Source organism: Streptomyces sp. NPDC002817, from assembly GCF_053592055.1.
In genome coordinates, this window is the sequence record NZ_JBSFUY010000013.1 from 100,603 (window position 1) to 123,696 (window position 23,094).

14 protein-coding genes are annotated in these 23,094 nt (G+C 69.0%); 5 read left to right on the plus strand and 9 right to left on the minus strand.

Going from position 1 to position 23,094, the window contains the following annotated elements; genetic code table 11:
• Positions 1-116 precede the first annotated feature (116 nt).
• The gene (locus tag ACWD3I_RS24440; RefSeq protein ID WP_365409222.1) at positions 117-1,448 is read right to left on the minus strand and encodes a cytochrome P450; all 1,332 of its coding nucleotides are present in this window, start codon (positions 1,446-1,448) and stop codon (positions 117-119) included.
• Between the two features lie 216 nt (positions 1,449-1,664).
• Here ACWD3I_RS24440 and ACWD3I_RS24445 point away from each other — a divergent pair, with 216 nt between their 5' ends.
• From ACWD3I_RS24445 to ACWD3I_RS24455, 3 genes are all read left to right on the plus strand, one after another.
• Positions 1,665-2,360 carry a hypothetical protein gene (locus ACWD3I_RS24445; protein ID WP_365409225.1) on the plus strand — a complete coding sequence of 232 codons (696 nt, stop codon included), beginning with the start codon at positions 1,665-1,667 and terminating at the stop codon, positions 2,358-2,360.
• 49 nt (positions 2,361-2,409) lie between these two features.
• Positions 2,410-3,390 (plus strand): MFS transporter, encoded by a 981-nt coding sequence (locus tag ACWD3I_RS24450; RefSeq protein WP_365409227.1) that lies wholly within the window; start codon positions 2,410-2,412, stop codon positions 3,388-3,390.
• An 83-nt stretch (positions 3,391-3,473) separates the two neighbouring features.
• Positions 3,474-4,919, plus strand: coding sequence for an ankyrin repeat domain-containing protein (locus ACWD3I_RS24455; RefSeq protein WP_365409230.1), 1,446 nt, complete (start codon positions 3,474-3,476; stop codon positions 4,917-4,919).
• A gap of 7 nt (positions 4,920-4,926) precedes the next feature.
• Here the strand turns inward: ACWD3I_RS24455 and ACWD3I_RS24460 are convergent, their stop codons facing one another.
• From ACWD3I_RS24460 to ACWD3I_RS24485, 6 genes are all read right to left on the minus strand, one after another.
• On the minus strand, positions 4,927-7,797 hold the full coding sequence (locus ACWD3I_RS24460; RefSeq protein WP_365409233.1) for an ATP-binding protein: 2,871 nt from the start codon (positions 7,795-7,797) through the stop codon (positions 4,927-4,929).
• A gap of 216 nt (positions 7,798-8,013) precedes the next feature.
• Entirely contained in the window at positions 8,014-10,614 is a 2,601-nt protein-coding gene (locus ACWD3I_RS24465) for a family 78 glycoside hydrolase catalytic domain (protein ID WP_365398540.1), read from the minus strand.
• Positions 10,615-10,619: 5 nt separating this feature from the next.
• Complete coding sequence (locus ACWD3I_RS24470; RefSeq protein WP_365398537.1) at positions 10,620-11,516, minus strand: carbohydrate ABC transporter permease; 897 nt, start codon at positions 11,514-11,516, stop codon at positions 10,620-10,622.
• 6 nt (positions 11,517-11,522) lie between these two features.
• On the minus strand, positions 11,523-12,407 hold the full coding sequence (locus ACWD3I_RS24475) for a carbohydrate ABC transporter permease (protein ID WP_365398534.1): 885 nt from the start codon (positions 12,405-12,407) through the stop codon (positions 11,523-11,525).
• A gap of 53 nt (positions 12,408-12,460) precedes the next feature.
• Positions 12,461-13,759, minus strand: coding sequence for an ABC transporter substrate-binding protein (locus tag ACWD3I_RS24480; protein ID WP_365398531.1), 1,299 nt, complete (start codon positions 13,757-13,759; stop codon positions 12,461-12,463).
• Positions 13,760-13,948: 189 nt separating this feature from the next.
• A complete protein-coding gene (locus tag ACWD3I_RS24485; RefSeq protein ID WP_365398528.1) occupies positions 13,949-14,947 on the minus strand; it encodes a LacI family DNA-binding transcriptional regulator in 999 nt (332 codons plus the stop codon).
• Between the two features lie 764 nt (positions 14,948-15,711).
• Between ACWD3I_RS24485 and ACWD3I_RS24490 the strand changes: the two genes are divergently transcribed.
• Positions 15,712-17,142 carry a family 43 glycosylhydrolase gene (locus ACWD3I_RS24490; RefSeq protein ID WP_365398525.1) on the plus strand — a complete coding sequence of 477 codons (1,431 nt, stop codon included), beginning with the start codon at positions 15,712-15,714 and terminating at the stop codon, positions 17,140-17,142.
• Positions 17,143-18,214: 1,072 nt separating this feature from the next.
• Here the strand turns inward: ACWD3I_RS24490 and ACWD3I_RS24495 are convergent.
• The gene (locus tag ACWD3I_RS24495; RefSeq protein ID WP_365398523.1) at positions 18,215-18,631 is read right to left on the minus strand and encodes a VOC family protein; all 417 of its coding nucleotides are present in this window, start codon (positions 18,629-18,631) and stop codon (positions 18,215-18,217) included.
• 77 nt (positions 18,632-18,708) lie between these two features.
• Between ACWD3I_RS24495 and ACWD3I_RS24500 the strand changes: the two genes are divergently transcribed.
• Positions 18,709-19,302 carry a TetR/AcrR family transcriptional regulator gene (locus ACWD3I_RS24500; protein WP_365398521.1) on the plus strand — a complete coding sequence of 198 codons (594 nt, stop codon included), beginning with the start codon at positions 18,709-18,711 and terminating at the stop codon, positions 19,300-19,302.
• Positions 19,303-19,536: 234 nt separating this feature from the next.
• Here ACWD3I_RS24500 and ACWD3I_RS24505 read toward each other — a convergent pair whose 3' ends face one another.
• The gene (locus ACWD3I_RS24505) at positions 19,537-22,899 is read right to left on the minus strand and encodes an alpha-L-rhamnosidase-related protein (RefSeq protein ID WP_365398518.1); all 3,363 of its coding nucleotides are present in this window, start codon (positions 22,897-22,899) and stop codon (positions 19,537-19,539) included.
• Positions 22,900-23,094 lie beyond the last annotated feature (195 nt).

A 23,094-nucleotide genomic window follows, 5' to 3' on the forward strand; every position in this document is an offset into this window, starting at 1 on the left:
ACTGGACCTTGGGCTGGCGCACTTGCCGGTCATTCCCCGCCCGAAACACGGCCAACTCCTCTACGACGGGGCGTCTCCCCAGCTCAAGCAGGCGCTCATCGATCTCCGAGCTGCGATCAGGCGCCCGTGTCGCGGCCGGGCCCCGAGCTGACGGGGCAGACGCCGACATGCGTCGCGGAGCCGACGCCGTACGGGGAACTGGTGCCCGGCCCGGCCTGGGTGACGCTGCCGTGATCGTCCGACGTCGGGGTGAAGGCGACGTCCAGGCGGGTGAGCCCGCGGAAGTTGAGGCTGCGCTGCCACTGCGGGGCGGCGCCGTCGAGCCGCAGGCCGGGGAGCCGGGTCAGGAGTGCTTCCAGGACGACCGCGCCTTCCAGCCGGGCCAGGGCCGCGCCGAGGCAGAAGTGCGGACCGTGTCCGAACGCCATGTGCCGTCCGCCGGGCCGTTCGAAGTCCAGCACATGGGGATCGGGAAACACCGCCGGGTCCCGGTTCGCGGCACCGCCCACCAGGAGCACCGTCTGCCCTTCGGCGATGGTGCGGCCCGCCAGGTCGAGGTCGCGGCGCGCCCTGCGCAGCATCAGCTGTACCGGGGCGTCGTAGCGCAGGAGTTCCTCGACCGCGGCAGGCATCAGATCGGGCCGGCCGCGCAGTTGGTCGGCCGCGTGCGGGTGGCGGAGCAGGGCGAGGGTGGCGTTGCCGATGAAGTGGGTGGTGGTCTCGTGGCCGGCGATCAGGAGCAGGGCGCAGTTGGCGAGGAGTTCGTCGAAGTCCTGGTCGGTGTTCTCCGCCTGTGCGCCCACCAGGGCGCGGAGCGTGTGGGGCGCCGGCGGGGTGTCGTGGCGGGTGAGGAGTTCGCGGAAGTAGGCGAGCATGTCCGTCATGCTCTGCGAGGCCTCGCGGTTGCGGTCGGCATCCAGCCGGGAGTTGCCTATGGCCTCGGCGATCGGCTCGGACCAGGAGGCGAGGGCGGCGCGGTCCTGCTGCGGTACGTCGAGGAGGTCGCAGATGATGGTCAGAGGCAGAGGGCGGGCGAGGTCCGCGACGATGTCCATCCGCCCGGTCGGCGCCGCGTGGGTGATGATCCGGTCGACGGCTTCGACGACCCTGCCGCGCAGTGTCTGCACTGCCCGAGGGCTGAAGGCCTTGCTGATCAGGGCCCGTAGCCGGGGGTGGTCGGGGGCGTCGTTGTAGAGCATCTGCCGGCTCAGAACCCGGGCCAGCGGCCGCAGTTCCTCGGGTACGGCCTCGATGTCGGGATAGCGCACCGAGGACAGCCCCGGGTCACCCGCCGCTTTGCTGACCACGGAGTGCCCGGTCGCGACCCACGCGCGCAGGCTGCGGTCCCAGAACAGGTCGTCGGCGTTCCGCAGCTCTTCGTAGAAGTCGTAGAGACGCTCTTGGACTTGAGGCCGAAAGGCCCGCAACAGCGAGGTGGGAGTGCTCACCGGCCCAGGCTAGACGGTCTGCGAATCGGGGTCGGGTCCAAGGAGTCCCCAGCTCACGAGTTAGGTAGGCGATTGCGTACTTTCACCGAAGCCTTCGGACCGAGCGTGCGGAAGCGTTGTCACCGGGCCCTGGACGCCTCCGGGGTGACCGAGTGGAGAGAACGCGGGTGAACGGTGCGGGTACGGTGCGCTGCGGCGGCTGTGTGGGTGCTTTCGTTGACGGTGCTGAGCGCGTGCGGCGGTGGGACCGAGGTCTCAGGCGACACGGCGGAGGAAACGACCTCACAGGCTGCCGTGTCGGCTTCCGCATCTGTGGAGGGTGAGAAGCGCCAGGCGTCGGCTGGGCCCCGGACGTCGGCCAAGGCTCTGAGCGACGCTCAGTTGCAGGCCGCTGTCCTGGTCGATGCGGATCTGAGCGAGTTTCAGATGTCTGAGGAGATGGCGGGTATGCCCGCTCCCGAGGGCGCTGCGAAGAGGGTTTCCCCCGCCGAGTGCCAGCCGCTGTTGAACATCGCCGTGGGCAAGCTCGAACCGCAGGCAAAGGCGTTCCGGTACAGCGTTGCCGTGGGGTCTTCGGCATCGGGACAGTCCGGCGACCAGATCGGGGTGGAGATCAAACTCTTCGCCCTTGACCAGGCCGGTGCCGAGCGCGTCCTCGCGCAGCTGAGAACAGCGGCCAAGGATTGCGCGGGGTACGAGAACGGCGGGCACCAGGCCGTCGCGGCGGCCGACGCACCGGACGCGGGCGACGAGGCGGTGGCGTACAGAACGTCCGCGGCGGGCTCGATCCCGATCTGGACCACGGTGGTACGCATCGGGGCCACTGTGGCGGCCTTCGGCCACTACACAGCCGAGCTGCCTGAGGAAGTGCTGTCCGCTCAGATCTCCAAGGTCGAGGCGGTCGCAGGCTGAGTGTCCAGCCAGGTTCGCTTTCTGTGATCATGTGCGGTTTGGGGGGTCTGTGCGCCGTCGTCGTGAGCAGTCGTGTCTTCTGACAGTTGCGCTCCTGTTCAAGTGGTATCTGGTCGGACACCTCCTCCTGGTTCCGGTCGTCGTCCCCGGGCTCATGGCCGCGCAGTCGCCTCCGCAGCACGTCGACGGAACTGCGCTTCCGATCCTGGCGGGGATATCCCTGCTGACCGCGGTCGTTGTGGCCTGGGTGGCCGGCCGCGGCCAGTCCTTCCGGTGGTGGCTGCTGCTCGCCCGTACCGCCGTGCTGCTGGGTCTCTGCGCGGCAGCGGTGGCGTTGACCCGGTCGCAGGTGGAGCCGGGGGCGTTGCGCGCCACGATGGAGGAGCCGGCGGATCCCTACGCGAAGTGGATGGTCACCTCGATGCTGGAGATCCCGGCGGCGGGGCTCACGGCCCTGGTGTTCTTCCTCGTCGTGCGGTGGTGGGACCGCAGACGTCCGGCCCTACCACCCCGGCGCCGGCAGTCCGCGGACAGGCCAGGCAGGCCGGGCCGGCCGACCGTACCGGAGCCGGGCGAGATCTGGCTGGCCATGGTCCCCTACCGCGAAGGGACCGGGGAGGAATCCCAGCACTACTGCATCGTGGTGACCTCCCACGAACACCATGCCGGCGTCCTGCAGATCACCAGCCAGAACAAGGACGCGCGACGCGACCACATCCGGATGCCCAACGACGGATGGGACGAAGTCTCCGGCAAGGACCACTGGACGGAAATCGGCGTCCCTCTCCGCGAGGTGCCGTACGAAAAGTTCCTGACGGTCAGTCCCCAGGGTCAATGCCCCGCGACGACCTGGGACCAAATCCGAGCAGCGCACCCGACGGAGTTCGCGGACCAGCCGGAACAGGCCACGGCTCGGGAGCCGTTGACCGGATGGAGAAAGCTGACCCGGCAGGTGCGTTCGAGCTCCACGCCTTCCGGCAGGGACGCGAACGTCGGGGCTTTCCAGGGCGAGTCGAGGGTGGATCGGTGAAACCACGCAACCGGATACCTAACCTTCGTCCCCGGCGTCGTCACCGGCCCGGAGCGTCGTAGGTGTCGGATACGGTCCGGGCCATGACGGGAACGGACGACGACCTCTTTCACGCCGTGAGCCCTGCGCACGGCGCTCGGCCACCGGAGCAGGTTGCGAGGATCCGCGCCCTGCTGGCCGAGGGCGCCGACGTGTCAGCGCCTGATGAGCAGGGGGCCACCCCCTTGCACCGGGCGGTCCAAGCCCCTTACCAGGACAGGGACCCGCTGCCGTCCCTGGAAGTGGTGCGTGCCCTGTTGGAGTCGGGTGCGGATGTGCACGCCCGCGACCGGACCGGGGTCACGCCCGCCGCCCGGGCCGTCCTGCTCAACGACACCGCGACGCAAGCCGCCGTCGACCGGTCGGTGGCGGTACTGGAGCTCCTGGTCGAGCACGGCGCCCGTCTCGACGGCCCCTGCGGGGACGTCATGGGCGGTTCGTTCGCGCACCACAGCACCACCGCCACCCCGGTCTACGCCTTCCTGCTCGATCACGGCGCACCGACGGCGGACACCGACAGGCTCGGCAACACGCCTCTGCACGCCACCGTGAGCTCGGCCCGGCCCCAACTGGTGGAACTCCTGCTCCAGCGCGGCGCTGACACCGCTGCCGTCAACCAACTCGGACAGACCCCGCTGGGCGTCGCACTGCGCCTGGACCAGTACAACGACCATCAACGACGTGCCCGGTCGCAGATCGTGCCCATGCTGGAAGCGGCAGGGGCACCCGCACACGTCCGCTACCCCCCTACCGAGGGCGGGCCACTGCCCATCGACATGGACGCCGTACGCCGGGCCGCAGCGGAACTGCGCGCCGAAGGCGAGGACGATCCCAGGCTGCAACGGCACGTGGACGAGACATACGACAGCTACCAGCACTTCGTCGACGTACTGAAGCGCAACTGCGGCCCCGACGGTTTCGTGTGGGTACTGGAGCTGTGCCGCAGGATCCTCGGCGCCACGGGCACAGCCCGGACCCTGGTGGGCGAGCAGGAAGTGCGTACTGCCTTCTTCCACCACGGCGACCTCGTCGTCCAGGGAAACCTTCAGGTGATGCGCACCTTCGTGGTCACCGGCTCCCTGACCGTCGAGGGCTGTCTGGCGGACTCTCGCCCGGCCTCGGGCATCGTCGTCGGCGGAGACGTGACGGCCCAGGCGGTGTACACCGATGGCGACATGCACGTCAGCGGCGACATCGAGGCGGACATCGTCTACGGCTGCTACAACGACCACACCCTCGAGGCACGCACCATCCGGGGACGCCTGGTCATCTCGGACGACCACGATGTACAGGCCCACGTGGAAGCGGAGCACCACTTCGACATCGACGACTACCGGCAGGGGTACGGCGAGGGCGTGCAGAAGTGCCTGCGCACCCTCCTGGTGGACGAGGTGTTCGCCGAGGACGACGATGACGAAGCATCGCTGAACCCGGGCGAACTCTTCTCCCGCCTGTGGGAAGGAGAAGCCGTCTTCCGTACCTCTGGCTGACCGGCCATCAAGACGGTGACGGCGAAGATCCGGTGGGTCCGGCAGTCCCGGTCGTCGTGTCGCGCAGCTCGAGTCTGGTCTGGAGGACGGCGAGGGCGGCTCGCGAAGTGACGCCGGTCTTGCGGTAGATGCGGCTGAGGTGAGATTCGACCGTGCGGGGGCTGAGGAAGAGCCGGGCGGCGATGGCCGGGGTGGTCAGGCCGTCGGCGACCAGGGCGGCGATCTCGCGTTCGCGGGCGGACAGGCCCGGGTCCGGGGCCGGAGGCTGGATCGGGGGCACGTCGTACACGAGGGGGTGGAACGCGTCGGCCAAGCCGGTCAGTTGATGTGCGCCGCCGGCCTCGGCGAGCTGTCGGGCGCGTGTCCACATGGCGCGGGCGCGGTCCGGATCGCCGGCGGCGGTCAGGAGTGCGCCGAACAGCAGGCTGAACGCTTCCCACAGCACCGCTCCCCCACGGGCCGTCCTGTCCACGGCCTCCTCGAACAGCTCGGCGGCCGCTGCCGTGTCGCCGCCGGCGGCCAGACAGTGGGCGGTGCTGCGCAGCGCTGAAGCCTGCTGCGACGGCAGGTTCAGCTGCTCCGCCTCCTTACGGGCCCGCTCGGCCCAGGTCGCGGCGGCTACCGTGTCGCCGGTCAGGATGGCGGAGTTGACGAGGATCTCCAGGATGAGCGGGCGCATGGACGGGTGAAGCGCGTTCAGGTCGTCGCCTCCGCCACGCAGGACTGCGGCCCGGGCGCGCTGCGGATCACCCGCGTGCATCGCCGCCTGGGCGAGTACGCACCAGGCGATGGACGACCACCAGTTGGTACGCGTACCTGCTGCGGCAACGGCTTCCTCGGCCACCGCCAGCGCGGCCTGGTCGCCGGGCGGGAGGGCGAACATCTGGGTATACGCCTTGTTGGTGAGGACGAAGGCCAGCAGTTCGTCGCTGCCGATGCCACGGGCTATCGTCTCGGCCTCGTCCGCGAGTTCCCTGGCCGAGTCCATTCGCAAGGTCTGGAGTTGAACATATGCCTTGCACAGCAGCAGGTGCGGCAGGACGTAGAGCTGGCCGCCGCGCCGGGCGATGGCCAGGCCGCGATCGGCGTGCCGCTCGGCATCGGCGTACCTTTCCAGGAACGCCTCGGCCCAGCCGAGCCGGGCCAGCGGCTCGCACAGTCCCGCGAGGTCGTGATCGGTAAGGGCGTCGACCAGGGCGGCGGCCCGGTCGCTTGTCTCCCGCGCGGCACCCATGTTGCCTTCGTACGTCTCACCGAGGGCCGCGATCCCGAGGGCGCCCGCCTGGGCGACCTCATCGCCCAGCGACCGGGCCAGGGCGAGGGTGTCGGCCAGGTCGGCACGCACCTGGGGGTAGGCGGTGGCATGCGGCGCGGACGATCCGAGTTCCAGGCCGATTTCTACCGTGTCGGCGTCGGACGGGCCCGGTGTCCGGGCGAGCTCGCGGCGCAGCAGAGCAACCGCCTCGGCATACCGCCCGAGGTAACGCTCCATCACCGCGCACAGTGTCACGGCAGAGGCCCGCACGCTTCGTGCCGCCCCCGCCTCGTCGGGCGGTGACATGGCGATCACCTCGTGCAGCAGGTCCCGACTCTCCCGCAGTCCTCCGCTCACGCCCAGGGCACGGGCCCGTCGCAGCATCAGATCGCGGCGCAGCGTGGTGTGTTGGGGCTGGTCGGGCAGGTGGGTGAGGGCGACGCCGAGCCAATGGGCGCTGCTCGCGGGTGCGGTGGCGGCGGAACGCTCGGCCGCTTCGGACAGTACGGCGACGGCCTGCGGGTCCCAGCCGGTCAGTGACTGCTCGACGTGGTGGGCGCGTTCGCTGGCGGGCGCACCCGCGGCGGCCAGTGCGTCCGCGGCGAGGCGGTGCATGCGCACGCGTTCCAGGGGGTGGGTGCTCTCGTGCACGACTGCTCGTAGTACCGGATGGCGCAGTGCCCACCGTCCAGCCGGCCCGGAACGCAGGAGATCACGGTCGGTCAGTGCTCCCAGGTCCGCGGTGACCTCGGCCTCGTCCCGGCCGGTCACCACGGTCAGCAGGGCGGTGCTGCCCCGGTCGCCGAGGACGGCCACCGCCTCGGCGGTCCGGCGCTGTGCCGCGGTCAGCGGGGTCAGTTCGTCCAGCAGGACGGAGCCGAGTCCGGCTGAGTGCGGGGGTGCCTCCTGCCCGGCGTCGCGTCCTGCTTGTCCGGCCTGGAGGAGGGCGAGGAAGTACAGCGGATTGCCGTCACTGGCGGCGTACAGCTCGGCGGCCCGGCCAGACTGCATGCCGGGTGCCAGTCCGGGGGCCAGGACCTCGACACACGCCTGCTCGGCGAGGGGGCCGAGGTTCAGCCGCAGCACCGTACCCATATCGATGCCCCGGGTGAGCGCGGCGTCCAGGGAGGCCGTGGTCTGGCGGTCGCGACGGGCCACGACGATCACGACGGGGGCGTTCGGGGGATGGCGGACGACGTGGTCGAGGAGTTCCAGGGATGCCGGGTCCGCCCAGTGCAGATCGTCCAACGCCACGACGAGCCCGGGGCCGGGGCCGGACCGGGCGATCCGTACGAGCAGCTTCGCGATGGCGCGCTGCAGCCCGAAGCGGTCGCCGCGCGCGTCCATGGCACCCGGATCCGCCAACTCCATGTCGTGGTCGGCGAGTGCGTCACTGAACGGCTGGTAGGGGATGTGCTGTTCGTACTCGGTGGCCCGGCCGCGCAGCACCGTCATCCCCCGGGCCTGGGCCCGTCGGCAGAACTCGGCCATCAACCGGCTCTTGCCGATGCCCGCAGTCCCGGCGAGGTCCACGACGGAGCAGCCGCCGTCCTCGCCGAGTGTCCGGTCGAGCACCGAGTCCAGAAGTTCCAGTTCTGTCGCCCGGCTCACCAGCGGAGTCACATCGCCACCTAACTCCCCATGGCCACGCGGCCGTCGGGGACATTTCCGTGACGATCTTACGTAATCCATGCCCGGCACTGGCGAACCGGCCGGACTCCACGGGTCATCCCCTACCGCTCCCGACGACATGCCCCCAGGGCGGACGAAGGACGGGTAGGGGAAGAAGCGCCCCTCGACGCACGGGCGTCGAGGGGCGCTTCTTCGTCGGCGTGGCCGTCACACCCGTTCGGTGTGGCGCTGCGGTTGCCATGTCGTGGTGGTGCCGGCCGTCAAGGTGGTCACGTCCCCGTCCGGCCACTCGATCCGTGCTGTTGTGCCGGTGGGCACCGTGGTGTGCACCTCCATGCCCGAGGCGTGCAGCTCCCAGCGGATGGCCACGCGGCCGTACGGTGACTCGTGGGCGGCGTCGGCCCAGGTGATGCCGCCGCCCGGGCGGGGACGGAAGACGATGTCCCGGTAGCCGGGTGCGGCGGCGGTCAGGCCGGCGACCGTGGTGTGCAGCCACTGGGCGACCGCGCCGAGGGCGTAGTGGTTGAAGGAGGTCATCTCGCCCGGGTTGACGGTGCCGTCGGGGAGCATGCTGTCCCAGCGTTCCCAGATGGTCGTGGCGTCGTGCTTCAGCGCGTACAGCCAGGAGGGGCAGTCCTGTTGGAGGAGGAGGGTGTAGGCGGTGTCGGTGTGGTGGGTGGCGCTGAGTGCGGGTGTCACGAGGGGGGTGCCGATGAAGCCGGTCTGGATGGTGTGTCCGCCTGCGGCGACCAGTTCGGCCAGACGGTCTCCCGCCGTGGTGCGGGCTGCCGGGTCGGGAAGCAGGTCGAACTGGAGGGCGATGGCGTAGGCGGTCTGGGTGTCGCTGGTCATCAGGCCGGAGGGCAGTACGTAGGCGTCGATGAACGCCCGGCGCACCCGGTGCGCGAGCTCCTCGTAGCGTTGGCGGTCTTCGCCGAGGCCGAGGACGCCCGCGGTCCACGCCGTGTGCCGCGCGGACCAGGCGTAGTAGGCGGTGGCGATGAGGTGGCGGTCGGTGCGACCGGCGCCGGGGTCCTCCGGGGGCGCGGACGGGTCGAGCCAGTCGCCGAGCTGGTAGCTGTGGTTCCACAGGTTCGAGGGGCCCGCGAGTTCGGTGAGGAGATCGACCCACCGGCGTGCGCTGTCGTACTGGGTGGCCAGCAGCCCGGTGTCGCCGGAGTCCTGGTAGAGCGCCCACGGGGTCAGTGCCACCACGTCGCCCCAGCCGGCACCGGGTCGGGCGGGTGTCCACTGCGGGCCACCGGGGATGGCCGGTACGTACCAGGGCACGGTGCCGTCCTCGTGCTGCTCCACGGCGACATCGCGCAGCCAGGAGGCGAGCATCCCGTGGCAGTCGTACAGGAAGGCGGCGGTGGGCGCGAAGACCTGGATGTCGCCGGTCCACCCGAGCCGTTCGTCGCGTTGCGGGCAGTCGGTGGGAAGGTCGACGAAGTTGCCGCGCAGACTCCACACGATGTTTTCGTGGAGCCGGTTCACCTGGTCGTTGGAGCAGGCGAACCAGCCGGTCCTGGCCATGTCGGTGTGGTGGACGCGGGCCACGATGTCACGGCGGGGGTCGCCGCCGCGCCAGCCGGTGATCTCGGCGTAGCGGAACCCGTGGATGGTGAAGCGCGGTTCCCACGACTCCTGGTCCCCGCCCCGCAGCACGTAGCGGTCGGTGGAGAGGGCGTCGCGCAGGGGGCGGACGCACAGCTCTCCGTCCTGGAGCACCTCGGCGTGCCGGATGACGACCGTGTGTCCGGCCGGCCCGGTCACGTCGATACGGATCCTGCCGACGAGGTTCTGTCCGAAGTCCACCAGGAGACGGTCGGCGTCGAGGGCGGTCACCTGGGCCGGTGCGATCTCCTCGGTGCAGCGCACCGGTGGTCCGGTGGGGGCGACCAGCGTCCGCGGGTCGCGGGGGACGACGTCGACCGCTGCCCAGTCGCTGTCGCCGAATCCGGGACTGGACCAGCCCGGCTGCTCGTCCCGGGCGTCGTACGTCTCACCGTCGAGCAGGCCTGAGGACACGATCGGACCGTGGGCCGCTCGCCAGGAGGAGTCGGTGTCGATGGTGGTGCGGGTTCCGTCGCGGTGGACGATCTCGAGTTGGGCGATGAGGGCGAGTCGGTCGCCGTAGAGATCGGAATGGCCGCCGGCGAAGCCCAGCCGTCCGCGGTACCAGCCGTCGGCCAGCCAGGCGCCGATGGTGTTGTCGCCGGCGCGCAGGTGTTCGGTGACGTCGTGGGTCTGGTAGCGCAGCCGATGGTCGTAGCTGGTCCAGCCGGGGGCGAGTGTGTGGTCGCCGACGCGGCGGCCGTTGATCTCGATCTCGTACAGGCCATGGGCGGTGACGTACAGCCGCGCGCGCTCCACCTCCTTGCCGGTCTGGAAGTCCTTGCGCAGCAGCGGTGGGCGCCGCTCGCCGTCGGACCGCTCCAGCGGCCGGCCTTGCGGGGAGATGGCGTGCGCGCTCCAGTCCGCCGGTTCCAGCAGTCCCGTCTCCAGGCGCAGGGCCGGGCTCCACTCGCCGACGCCGGCGTCGCTGCCTCGGACCCGGACGCGTATCTCGGCGGGCTCTCGCGACGTCAGTGGCCGGTCCGGCCAGTCGACGAGGACGGAGTCCTCGGAGATGACCCAGTCGGTGAGGTGCGTGCCGTCGGCGCGGTCGATCTCGATCTGGTAGGCCTGCTGGCTCCAACCGGCCGGCGCGATGGTCTTCCAGGAGATCCGTGGTTGTGACTCACCGATGCCGAACGGCTCCCGGTGATGTTCCGCGGTCGGTGTGGCGACCACTGGGTTCGACACGTGGTTCATCCCTTCACCGCCCCGGCGGTCAGGCCCTTGATGATGCGCTGGTTGATGAGGAGGTACAGGAACAGGGCGCCGACCACGTTGATGCTGATCGCGGCGAACAGCGGTCCGTAGGCCGTCTCGCCGTACTGTCCGGTGAAGTTGAGCAGGCCCACCTGGATGGTGCGCAGGTCGTCGTCGGTGGTGAAGGTGAGTGAGATGAGCAGGTCGTTCCAGATGAAGAAGAACTGCACGAGCCCCACGGTGAAGACGGCGTTGCGGACCATCGGGAAGGCGATCCGCCAGAAGGCTCCGAGGATGCTCGCCCCGTCGAGGGTGGCGGCTTCGAACACCTCGCGCGGGATCGAGCGGAAGTAGGTGGCCATCATGAAGACGGTCAGCGGAAGGCCGGCCGCGGTGTAGGTGATGACGAGCGGCCACAGTGTCCCGGACAGACCTGCCTGGAAGTAGATCCGGAACAGCGGCAGCAGGATCATCTGGCTCGGCACCATGATGCCGACGAGGAAGGCCAGCAGGACCTTGTGACGTCCGCGCCAGACCATCACCTCCAGGGCGAAGCCGGCGGCGACGCCGAGCACGATGATGAGTGCGAGGGAGGGCACGGTGGCCATGAGGCTGTTGCGGATGTACAGGGCGACGTGCCCGGTCGACCACGCCTCGGCGTAGTTGTGCAGGCCCCAGCTCTTGGGGAGCGACCAGGCGGGGTCGTTGACGAACTCGGACTGGGTCTTGAAGGAACTCAGCAGCATCCACAGCAGCGGAGCCACCTCGATCACCAGCAGCAGGGCCACGAGTGCGTTGCGCACCAGGCGCCGGGCGTGCCGGCGCCTGGGGAGGGCGGTCTTCGGCGGGCGGGTGAGGCGTCCCCGCGGCGGCGCTGTCAGGGTGTCGGTCATGGGGGTTCAGCCCTTGGTCAGGTCGCGTCGCGAGAACCGGAAGATGATGAGGGACACGCCCAGGCAGACGACGGTGAGCAGCGAGGCGATGGTGCTGCCGTAGCCGTAGTCGCCGTAGGAGAACGCGGTGCGGAACATGTACAGCGTCAGGGGTGTCGTGTCGCTGCCCGGCCCGCCGTTGGTCAGGGCCAGGACCGAGTCGAACACCTTGAGCGTGCCGTTGATGCTGAACACGGCCGACGCCAGCACCACCGGCCAGGACAGCGGCAGGACGATGTGCCGGATCAGCCGCCATCCCGTGGCGCCGTCCATCCGCGCCGACTCGAGGGTCTCCTCGGGGATGTCGAGCAGTCCCGCGTAGATGAGCACGCCGTAGAAGCCCATGGAGCGCCACACGTCCATGACGACCAGGACGAGGAAGGCTCCGCCACCGGTGGCGAACCAGTCGCCGTGGGGGATGCCCAGCGCTTCGATGGCGGTGTTGGCCAGGCCGTTCTGCGGCGCGACGGCGAAGAGTTTCTGGAACATCAGGGCCACGGCGACCGTGGGCAGGATCACCGGGAAGAACACCAGGGTGCGGATGAGCGCGGACGACTTGCGCAGGACGAACACGTAGAGCAGGGCGAGCAGGTAGCCGCAGAGCACCTGCCCGACGCTGACGACGATCCCGTACTTGAAGGTGAACCACAGCGCCGAGTGCGCCTGCGGGTCGTGCCACAGCTTCTCGAAGTTGCCGAGCCCGTCGAAGGTGAATCCCTCGATGACGTTCCCTTTGAAAAAGGTGTATCCCAGGGACCAGCCCATCGGCACCAGCATCACCAGTGTGTAGACGAGCAGGGCCGGTCCCAGCAGGATGGCGAGGGCGCGGCGATCTCCCAGAACTGAACGCATGACGGCTCTTTCGAAGGGGTCGGTACGGCTGAGGGTGGCGGTGGTCGGACGGGTCAGCCGTTGTCGAGGTCCGCCTGGACCTTGCTCATGAAGTCCTTCGCGGAGAGGGACCCGGTGACCAGCGGCGCGGCGTTCGTCTGGCTGGTCGCGGTCGCCTTGGTGTTGAACAGTGCCTCGAACCACAGGGTGCTGGTCGTGGTCTTCGTGATGGTGTCCTGGACCGTCTGCGTGAGCGCCGGCAGTGTGCCGGTGTCGCCGTTGGGCTTGAACCCGGAGACCGTGCCCTGCTCCTTGAGCGAGGCGGCGCCGTAGTTCTTGGCGGTGCAGGCGAGCCAGTCGCCGACCTCGGGGTTGTACGCCTTGGCCGAGACGGCGACCGGGAGGCCCACGTTGGCCGGGATCTGGTCCGCGGAGCCCTTGCCACCGGACACGGTCGGGAACGGCATGAATCCGACGTTGGCCGCGCCGACCTTGTTCTTGGCCTTGTCGTTGAGGTCGCCCAGCGCCCAGCTGCCCATGTAGAACATGGCGGCCTTGCCGGTCAGGAACTGCTGCGCCGCGGTGTCGTAGTCGATGGATCCGACGCCCTTGCCGAAGTAGCCCGCCTTACCGAGGTCGGCGATGGCCTGAGCGGCCTTGACGTACGCGGGATCGGTCAGCTTGGCCTTGCCGTCCGCGACTGCCTGCAGGGCGTCGGGGCCCAGTTCACGGTAGAGGTAGCTGCTGACCAGACGGGTCAGGGGCCACCCCTCCTTGCCGGCCGCGGAGAAGGGGATGACTTCTGCCTTCTTCAGCTTCGCCGCCGCCGCGACCAGTTCGTCGTACGTGGTCGGGACGGCGATGTCGTGGGCGGCGAGGAGCTTCTTGTTGTACCAGATGCCCTCGATGTTGAACTGGTACGGCATCACGTTGAACTTGCCGTACAGGTTCTCCACCGTCTTGACGGCGGCCGGCTGGATGTCGTCCCACACACCGAGATCCTTGAGCGTCTTCTCCAGGTCGAGGACCTGCCCGGCCTTGTCCAGGGTCTTGGTCAGCGCCGGAGTGCCGCCCGCCGCGAACTGCACCGGCAGCGCGTTCTGCCCGGCGAGAAGCTGCACCTTCTGGTCGACGTTGCTGATCGGCAGCGTCTGGATCTTCAGCGGCAGAGCCGTGTTCTGCGCCTTGCACGCGCCGGTGCTCAGGGACTTGAGCTGCTGCTGCACGATGTGGTTGTCGTCGTTGATGGTGAGCGAGTATTCCGAGGCGCCGCTGCTCGACGAGTCCGTGCCGCCGCAGGCGCTCAGCAGAAGACCGGCGGAGGTGGTGGTTGCCAGGACGGCAAGGGTGCGGGGCTTGAGGGTGTGGTGCACGGGGTTGCTCCTCGCGGTGCACAGCGCATTGAAGCGCTTCAATGTTGCCCCGGAACCTATGGCCCGCTACGCGACCATGTCAAGGATGATTCGCCGGTATTTCCGAATCGCAATGTGGGCACAACGCCGGGAATCAGGCACGCCGGAAGGCGAGCCCGACCGGGGCGGCGACGGCTGCGGACTACGGACTCAGTGCGGCGTGCTGGCGCGGACGACCAGTTCGGGTTCGAGTACGACGGTGGCATGCCGGTGCTGCGCGCCCGAGGCCACCTCGTCCATCAGCAACCGCATCGCTTCGCGTCCCATCGCCCGGCCCGGCAGGTCCACCGCGGTCAGGGGCACGGCCGCGGAACCGGCCGTCCGGTTGTTCTCGCACCCGACGACAGCGACCTGGTCGGGTACGCCGATCCCCGCCACCGTGTGCAGTTCGTGGATGATGCCGTTGGCCAGTTCGTCGGCGACGACCACGAGGCCGTCGGGCAGGTCGCCGGGCTCCCGCCCGGCGAGAGCCCTGCCGACCAGGTGCCCGTGCGCGGTGGTCAGGCCGACGCTGTCGATCTCCTCAAGCGTCACGCGGGCACCGGCCTCCTCGACCGCCGCGCGCACCCCTCTGCGCCGGTCGCGGACCGGCTGGTAGTCGTCGTGCGCGACCACGTACGCCAGCCTGGTGCGTCCGGTGTCGATGAGGTGGCGTGCCGCGAGATATCCCACGTGCTCGTTGTTGACCAGCACCGAGCAGCAGGTGCCCGGTTTCGGCGAGAAGTTCAGGAGCACGATCTGGCGTCCGTGCGAGCGCATCCGGGCGATGCCGTCGGTGGAGTCCTCCATGGGGGCCAGCAGCACGCCGGTCACCCGGGCCTCGTCGAAAACGTCCAGGTACTCGTCCTGGAGCCCCATGTCGCACGTCGTGTTCGCGAGCAGCAGGTTGAGACCGGCCGTGCGGGCCGCCTCCTGCGCTCCGTGCGCCATGTCGATGAACAGGGAGTTCTCGATGTCCGCGAGCACCATGCCGACACTGTCGTTCGACCCCGAGGCCAGCGACCGGGCCGCGTCGTTGCGCACGAATCCCAGCCGGCTTATGGCCTCGCGCACTCGCTGCGCCGTCACGGGGCTGACCTTGGCCGGATGGTTCAGGACGTTGGAAACCGTGCCGAGCGAGACGCCCGCCGCCTTGGCGACGTCCTGCATGCTCGGACCGGCGTGTCCATTTGCTCGCGGACCTGCGGCTGCCACGACGCTCCTCGGCTTCCGGTCTTGTTCGGCCCGGACGGGGGCCGGGCCGGTATGAACAGACGCAGGATACACGTTTGCGTTAAAGCGCTCCAACGCTGTTGTCCGACGCGCCGTGAAACCCGGTGGACACCGGCGCGTAGGCACAGGTCACGGCACTTTGCCGGCCCGCTCCGCGAACTGCCGCACTCCTCAGGCATGCCCGCTCGACGAGCTTCGCCCCAGCAGCGACGCCCGGCACAGAACCCGCTGCGGCCTGCGGGATGAGTGCGCGAGCCCTTGACGTCCTGCCCGGAGAGTGCCAGCCTCTCACCGCTGAAGCGATTGAAGCGTATCAATCCGCCTCTCAGCTCTTGAATGCCGGCCCACGCGGCGACACTCCCCGCAGCCGCACCGGCCGTGCAGAGGCCTGGCCATGTGCTCCGGTTCCGCGCCGGAGCACATGACCGGCTCCCGCGCCACAGACCCCGCCCGCCGTCCTTCCCTCACCGTCGAGGAAGTGAGAAGCCATGACAGCCGGCCCCGGCCTCCCGGACCGGGGCCGCTCACCGACGCCTCAGCCGCTCCTCTGAACAACCGCCGTCCGGGCGCCCCCAAGCCCGGGCGGCGGTGCAGGGACGGGGACGCACCGGGCCCCACAGGTCTGCGGGCCTGTGCGAGCCGACGGCCGGACACCGGCCGCCCGCCCGCACCCACGCATCAGCGAAACAAAGGAGTCTCGTATGGTCAGCCACCGCATCGGAGGCGCATACCCCGGAATCCGCAGACGGCGTATCTCTCCCACGCTCGCCGCGATCCTGGCCGCCCTCGTGACCGTCATAGCTCTGGTCACCGCCGGCCAGGCGAAGGCACTCAGCGGAGACATCCGTATGCACGATCCGAGCCTCATCAAGGTCGGCAGCTGCTACTACGGCTTCTCCACCGGGTTCGAGAACGACTCGCTCAATCCCAGCGGATCCATCACCATCCGCAAGACGTGCGCCGGCACAGCGGCAACCGGCTGGACGAAGGTCGGCAACGTCTGGGGGACGACCCCGTCCTGGATCACCAGCAAGCTCGGCTCGACCCCGCCGAACATCTGGGCCCCCGACATCAAGTACTTCAACGGCAAGTACCACCTGTACTACGCCGGTTCGCTCTGGGGCACGAACTACGCCGTGATGGGCCTGGCCACGGCCACGAACATCGAGGGCCCGTGGACCGACCAGGGCATGGTCACGGACGTCAACTACCCGATCGACCCCAACGTCGACTGGGGCCCCGACGGCCGGCTGTACATCTCCTGGGGCTCCTGGACCGGCAGCGGCACCTACATGCACGTCCTGGACACCGCCACCGGCAAGCTGTCCACCACCGACAACAACCTCTGGCACATCGCCATCGACATCGAGAACCCGACGATCATCCTCAACGGTGGCTACTACTACCTCTTCGGTTCCAAGGGCCTGTGCTGCAGCGGGACCAACAGCACTTACTACACCGTGGTCGGACGGTCCACCAGCATCACCGGCCCCTACCTCGACCAGAGCGGCACGGACATGGCCTCCGGCGGCGGAACCACCATCCTCACCGGTGCCTACCCCAGGGTCGCAGCGGGCGGCGCCGACGCCTACGACGACGGCTCGTCCAAGTTCCTCGCCTACCACTACTACGACGGCGACAATTCCGGGCAGGAGACCCTCGACATCCGTCAGGTGACCTTCGCGGGCGGCTGGCCCGTCCTCGCGAGTCCGCTCGGAGCCGCCAACAACCACCTGCTCAACCGCAACAGCGGCAAGTGTGCGGACGTCTGGTCACTGAGCACGGCGGACGGCGCGGCGGTCAACTCCGGCAACTGCAATTCCGGGGCCAACCAGCAGTGGGTACCCACCGCCGTGGGCTCCAACTACCAACTGGTCAACGTCAACAGCGGCAAGTGCCTGCAGATCGCCGGCGCCTCCACCGCCAACGGCGCCGCGGCCGTCCAGTCGACGTGCACCGGCGCCTCACACCAACTGTGGACGAAGACACCGGTGATCGGCGGCTACGTCACCTACACCAACGTCAACAGCGGTAAGTGCCTGGAGGTCGCCGGGGCGTCCACCGCCAACGGCGCGGCCCTGGACCAGTCGACCTGCGCCACCGGCGCGAACTACCAGTGGATGGTCGTCTGACGGCTCCGACGAGCAGCGTCTCTCCGACGGAACGACACCGTTCGAGGACATGCCCACCCGGGCGGCGCGGACAAAGGTCCGCCCGCCCGGGCTGCTGTCGTCACACACGCGAGCGGTGTTGCGACCAGCACGGCAGGTCGATGAAGCGGGCCCGATCGCCGTCGAGTTCCCCTCACCGCGAGATGACTCTGGAACAGCAGCCTCAGCAGGTCAGTCACGGCCCCGCTCCACCTCGTGGTGCGCCGGACGCGCGGTCGCGGGGTCGGCCAAGTCGCCTTGCAGAAAGCGAGAGGCGCTGGGCCCAGCTCCCCCGCCGGGAAGATCACCGTGTTCGGGCTCCGGGCCGAAATAGGTGATGCGCGCCTTGTTGAAGGGTTACGCCCGTGCCGATGACCGCCTCGGGGCGTACAGGTCCAGGGATCTGCTGAGCCGCGGCGCGGAAGTTCGGATCGCGGATGAAGATCCAGGAGCGGTGTTGCCAGGGATTGAGTGCGTCGCCTTGAGCCAGCGGCGCACCGTGGAGGCGGAGATCGTCCCGGTGATGGCCCGAGTGATGGCCTCGCGCGCGAGATCGGGGCAGGACCGGCGGGAGAGCGGTTCCGGATTCGTTGGGCAACTGGCAGGCCGACGCCTTGACTTCGGCGATCCGAAGGGCCGTGAACGTCGGTGGTCGTCCCGATCGCTTGCGGTCGGCCAGGGCAGGCAGCCGGGCCGGCCGGTCGCGAATCGGCCGCGGCAGCGGCGCACGGTGTCCACGTGCAGGCGGGTTTCGGCGGCGATCCGGGCGTTGCCGCGACCTCGTGCCGCAAGAGTACGATCGCTGCCCGCTGGCGTGCCTGGTGCGGGGTTTTGTGACCGCAGGCCATCTTCTTGAGCCGGTGGCGCTCGGAAGCAGGCAGCTCCACGGGCACGGCGGAGCACACGGGCGCGGATGGAGATCGGCCCATCTCCCGGGGCGGTGAACGGGAGGGGCAGCGCCGGCTTCCCTCACTGGTGCCGGCCCTCACGACCCTCAAGTCCCCCTGGCGACCGGGCGTGTCCGGCACGTCGTGGACGAACACGCCCTTCGCGGTCAGCTGGTGACGTACTGCTCGGAGTATTCCGCGGTGGGGGCGATGGGCGTGATCACGTCGATCAGGACGCCGTTGGGATCAGCCACGATGAAGTGTCTTTGCCCGAAGTCCTCGCTGCGCAGTTCAAGGACGGGAGGCAGCCCTTCGCCGGTGACGAGACGTTCCCATTCCGCGTCCACGTCCTCCACTTCGAAGTTGAGCAGCAAGCCCTGTGCGGGGACCCCGTGGCCCTTGGGAACCGTCGGGTGGGTGTGATCGAGGAGGCCGAGCTCGTACCCAGGGTCTCCCGGCTGGCGCAGGCTGACGTACCAGTCAGCCTCGAACGTCGTCTCGAACCCCAGCAGCCGGGTGTAGAAATCGCGAGACTCTCGCAGCTTCGCTGTGCCGATCACGGGATAGAACCCGGTCAGCTTCATACCTGGACCCCTTTCACATACCATCGGTATGCGAATGACGCTATTCACATACCGTCGGTATGTCAATGAGGAGTGCGATGCAACAGCACGGCACCCGGGCACAGCAGCGGGAGCAGACCAGGCAAGCGCTGCTGCGGGAGAGCAGGCGCCTGTTCTCCCGCAGCGGCTACGGCGCTGTGGGCCTGGCGGAGATCGTCCAGGCAGCCGGGGTGACCAAGGGCGCGCTCTACCACCACTTCACAGGCAAGGCAGACCTCTTCCGCGCCGTCCTGGAGGAGTTGCAGCAGGAAGTGGCCCGGCGCGTGTCCGCGGCCGCAGACGCCCACGACGATCCCTGGGCCCAGCTGACCGCCGGCTGCCAGGAGTTCCTCACCGCGACCACCGATCCGGACATCCAACGGGTCATGCTGGTCGACGGACCAGCCGTGCTGGGATGGAGCCAATGGCGGGCGATGGACGAAGCCGCCTCGGCCCGCCACCTCGCCGACGCGCTGTCCTTCCTCATTGACGCAAGGATCATCACCCCACAGCCGGTCGCACCGCTGGTCCACCTGCTGTCGGGGGCAATGAACGAGGCCGCCCTGTGGCTCGCGTCATCCTCCGACCCCGAAGACCTGGACCACACCAAAGCCGCGCTGGCACAACTGCTGGAGGCACTGCGCACCGGCTGACTAGATGACCACGGCACGGGGCGCAATGAGTACTCGCCGGCCTCATCACCTGGTCAACTCAGCGGCCTGCGCCCGGAGTTCCACCACCCGTGCGCAGGCCGCCGACCCCTGTTCCGGTTCTTCGATCGACAAGCCCGTGACCGCTCATCGGTCCTGCCGAAGCAATACCGGCCTGCCCGAACGAGCCCATGGCGCAGGACAGGCCGCCCCGTCCGATCCGATACCGCCGTAGTGCTAGTCGATGTCGATCTCGGCCAGCTGCAGGCGGAACTTGGTGCTCTCGTCGGAGGCCGGGGTGCCGAGTCTGGTCGCCGTCAACCGCAGGTAGCGACCGGTCACGGCAGTGAGGGTGTAGGTCTGGGCGGCTCCGCTCGGGTTGGCCTGTCCGGTGACGGTGCGGGCGGTGGTGTAGGTGCCGGATCCGTCGGCGCGGGTCTGCAACGTGAAGTCGGCGGGGAAGCCCGCCGAGCCACCGCCGGATCCACCGGCGTCCGTGCGGGGGTGGAGGGTGACCGAGCCGATGGACCGGTCGGCGCCTAGGTCGACTTCGATCCACACAGGTGTGCCGCTGACGTCGGCGGCGGGGAAGTCGATGCTGGTGAAGCCCTTGGCGCCGGTGACGCTGGTGGTGGTGCCCTCCAGGAGCCGGGTCTTGCCCCAGTCGCTGTTCTCCAGCGTGTAGTTGGCCTTCACGGTCGTCGCGGCGGCCGGGACGGTGAGTTCGGCGAGTTGCAGGCGGAACCTGGCGGACTCGTCGGACGCGGGGGTGCCGAGCTTGGTGGCCTGAAGGCGAACGTAGCGGGCGGTGGTGGTCTTGAAGCCGTACGTCTGGACCTTGCCGTCGGGGTTGGCCTGGCCGGTGACGGTGCGGACGGTGGTGTAGGTACTGGATCCGTCGGGGCGGGTCTGGATGGTGAAGTCGACGGGGAAGCCCGCCGTACCGCCGCCCGCTCCCCCGGTGTCGGTGCGGGGGAAGAGACGTACGGCGTCCAGGTCGGTGTCGGCTCCGAGGTCGATCTCCACCCAGACGGGGCTCGCGCTGACGTCGGCGGAGGTGAACTCGTTGCTGGTGTAGCCCCGGGCGCCGCTCACGCTGGTGAGCTTGCCGTCGGTGAGCCGGTTCCTGCCCCAGCTGGTGTTCTCCAGGCTGTTGTTGCTGGTGACCGTCCGGCCCAGGGCCAGGTTGTCGAGGCGGCCGACGCCCGTCGCCGTGAACGTCCACGTGCCCGGCTGGACCTTGAAGTAGACGTACGAGGAGTCCTTGCCGTCATAGCTCAGACCGCTGACACTGCCCGTTGATGAACCGCCGGTGAAGACGGTGGTGCCGTTCGCCTTGACGACGGGCTGGGAGCCGCCGTAGGTGGGCACGCCCACCCGGGCGGTCGTCCCGCTCGGCGAGGTGAGCGTCAACGTCACCTGGGTGCCGTCGCGGGTGATGCCGGAGCGGATCTCACCCTCGACGGTGGGTGTCACGGTGTTGATCTTCGTCAGGGTGCCGGTCTGCGGGATGACCTCGTACGTCGTCCAGCCCGCCGTGGTGGGACGCACCCCGGCGGCGTAGGCGGACAGCGCGTACAGCGGGCCGCCGTTCCAGGCGTGGTTGTCGGTGCCCTGCGACTTGACCCAGACCTCCCACAGTGTGTGGCACGCCGGATCGGCGACCTGGGCGGCGAAGCGGTTGCGCATCCGCTCCTCGGCGACGGTGGCCGCGCCCATCAGGTACAGCGCCTCCAGGACGTAGAACTCCATGTAAGGGCTGGCGTTGAGGTGGGTGCGCAGTACCTCCGTCACGGCCCGGTGGCGGGAGGCGGGGGCCAGGCCCGCGACCACGGCGAGGGCGTTGGCCCGGTCGTCGGTGTCGCCGTTGTAGGCGGGAGAGCGGTACTCGTTCTTCGTGGAGTTCCACAGCAGGGTGTCGAAGTTGGACTTGATGCTGTCGCGCTGGGCCTGCCATCCGGCGACGTCGCCGGTGTTGCCGCTGAGGGCCGCGAGCTTGGCGGCGGTGTCCAGGGCGAGGTAGTACCAGCAGTTGTTCAGGACCCGGGTGTCGATGTTGCTGCCCCAGTCCTGCCAGTCCCAGTCCCCGGTCCGGTGGTTGACCAGGCCGTCGCTGCCCAGGCTCCACAGGTCCAGGTACTCCTTCACCGCCGGGTAGGCGCCGGTGACCGTGCTCGTGTCGCCGGTGTAGAGGTGGAACGTCCAGAACGACCACACCGAGGCGAGCATCTGGTTGGGCAGTTCGGCGGTCCAGATGGTCGAAGGCATCGGCGAGTACAACACGCCGCCGGACTCCTGCCAGGACGCCAGCTGCGAGATGGCCTTCTTGCCCAGGTCGTGGGACTTGGTGTCGAACGTGTAGAAGCCCTCCTTCAGCTGGTTGACCACGTCGCCCCACCACTGAGCGCGTTCGCGGGTCGGGCAGTCCATGTAGTTGTCCCGCATGTTGACGTACATGGTGCGGGCGGCCTTGGTCCACACGGTGTCGAAGAGGGCGTCGCTGCTGGTGAACGATCCGTCGAAGTCGGTGTCGTAGCCGCTTTCCCGGTACTTGAGGTCCAGGATCGTCACGCCCGCCGGGATGGTGTACCGCACCGCCGTGCCGCTCATCCAGCTCAGCGCCTCGAACTCCTGGACCCCGCCGGCGCAGACGTAGGTGGCGCGGACGTTGAAGATGGTGGCCTGGTCGATGCCCACCAGACCCTTGCCGTCGTCGTAGTGGTCGGTCTGGATGCCGATCACCGCGCCGGCCGGAGCGTCGACCTTCAGGTACGGCGTGACCTGGATGTTGGAGGGCAGGCCGGCCGAGATCGCGGTGGAGCCCTGGCCGGTGGCCGGAAGCGAGGAGGCGTTGGTGTAGGACTTCAGGCCGGAGTAGCGGAACTGCGGGATCGGCCGCTCGACGAGGCCGTTCCAGGGAGTGGTGCCGGCGGCGCCGAAGTCGGTGGGCGCGGTCCAGGCGCCGTCGTCGAAGCCGGAGGACTGCCAGCCGGCCATGGCCGTGGCGTTGCGGGCGTCGTAGTAGACGTTCGATTCCGGCAGCCGGAAGTTGACCTGCGTGCCGCTGGTGTTGTTCGCGTAGCCCGGGTGGACGGTGTGCTTCCAGCCGGTGTCGCTGACCAGCCGGGTGGTGGTGGAACCGGTCGTGATGTCCGACTGGAACAGCAGACCGCCCTTGCCGCTGCTGCTGTGCGAGAAGCCCTGCTTGCCGAAGTAGTGCACCAGCAGCGCCACCGTGTTGGTGCCGCTGGTCAGGTACGGAGCGAGGTCGATCTCGTCGTAGTAGGTGTCCGTGCGGTTCGGGCCGCGCTTGAGTCCGCCCTCGAAGACCACGAGGGTGCCGTTCACCCACAGCCAGTACTTCGAGTCGGCCGCGATCTGGGTCACTGCCTTCGAGGGCGCGGAGCCGAGGGTGAACGATCTACGGAAGGCCGCCCACTGGTTCGTCGAACTGGACGGGGCCCAGATCCACTTCGCCGTCCACGAGACCGCCGCGGACGCCGTAGGCGCGAGCCCGGGCACCATCAGGGAACCCAGAGTGGGGGCCAGAGCCACGGCTATGGCCGAGCGCAGGACATTCCGGCGCGTCACAGAGTGCATCGGGGGCTCCAAGCGTTGATGTGCGGCAAGGACGGCAAACGGGCCGACAACCCTGAGAGAGACAAGGCCAGTTGCCGATCACAGGGAATTGAATCGTTTCATTCGCATGTTTGCAGGCGAGATCTTGTCCTTCTGTGCAGGACTACGTCAATGCTCTTGCACCAGTTGCTTTCGCCGACGGGTGGGCCGGGTGCG

Bases quoted from the DNA above. Each gene is read 5' to 3' on its own strand.
- ACWD3I_RS24490 (WP_365398525.1), top strand. From the start codon at position 15,712: ATGGTCAGCCACCGCATCGGAGGCGCATACCCCGGAATCCGCAGACGG.
- ACWD3I_RS24455 (WP_365409230.1), top strand. From the start codon at position 3,474: ATGACGGGAACGGACGACGACCTCTTTCACGCCGTGAGCCCTGCGCAC.
- ACWD3I_RS24495 (WP_365398523.1), bottom strand. From the start codon at position 18,631: ATGAAGCTGACCGGGTTCTATCCCGTGATCGGCACAGCGAAGCTGCGA.
- ACWD3I_RS24505 (WP_365398518.1), bottom strand. From the start codon at position 22,899: ATGCACTCTGTGACGCGCCGGAATGTCCTGCGCTCGGCCATAGCCGTG.
- ACWD3I_RS24485 (WP_365398528.1), bottom strand. From the start codon at position 14,947: ATGCAGGACGTCGCCAAGGCGGCGGGCGTCTCGCTCGGCACGGTTTCC.
- ACWD3I_RS24470 (WP_365398537.1), bottom strand. From the start codon at position 11,516: ATGACCGACACCCTGACAGCGCCGCCGCGGGGACGCCTCACCCGCCCG.
- ACWD3I_RS24500 (WP_365398521.1), top strand. From the start codon at position 18,709: ATGCAACAGCACGGCACCCGGGCACAGCAGCGGGAGCAGACCAGGCAA.
- ACWD3I_RS24475 (WP_365398534.1), bottom strand. From the start codon at position 12,407: ATGCGTTCAGTTCTGGGAGATCGCCGCGCCCTCGCCATCCTGCTGGGA.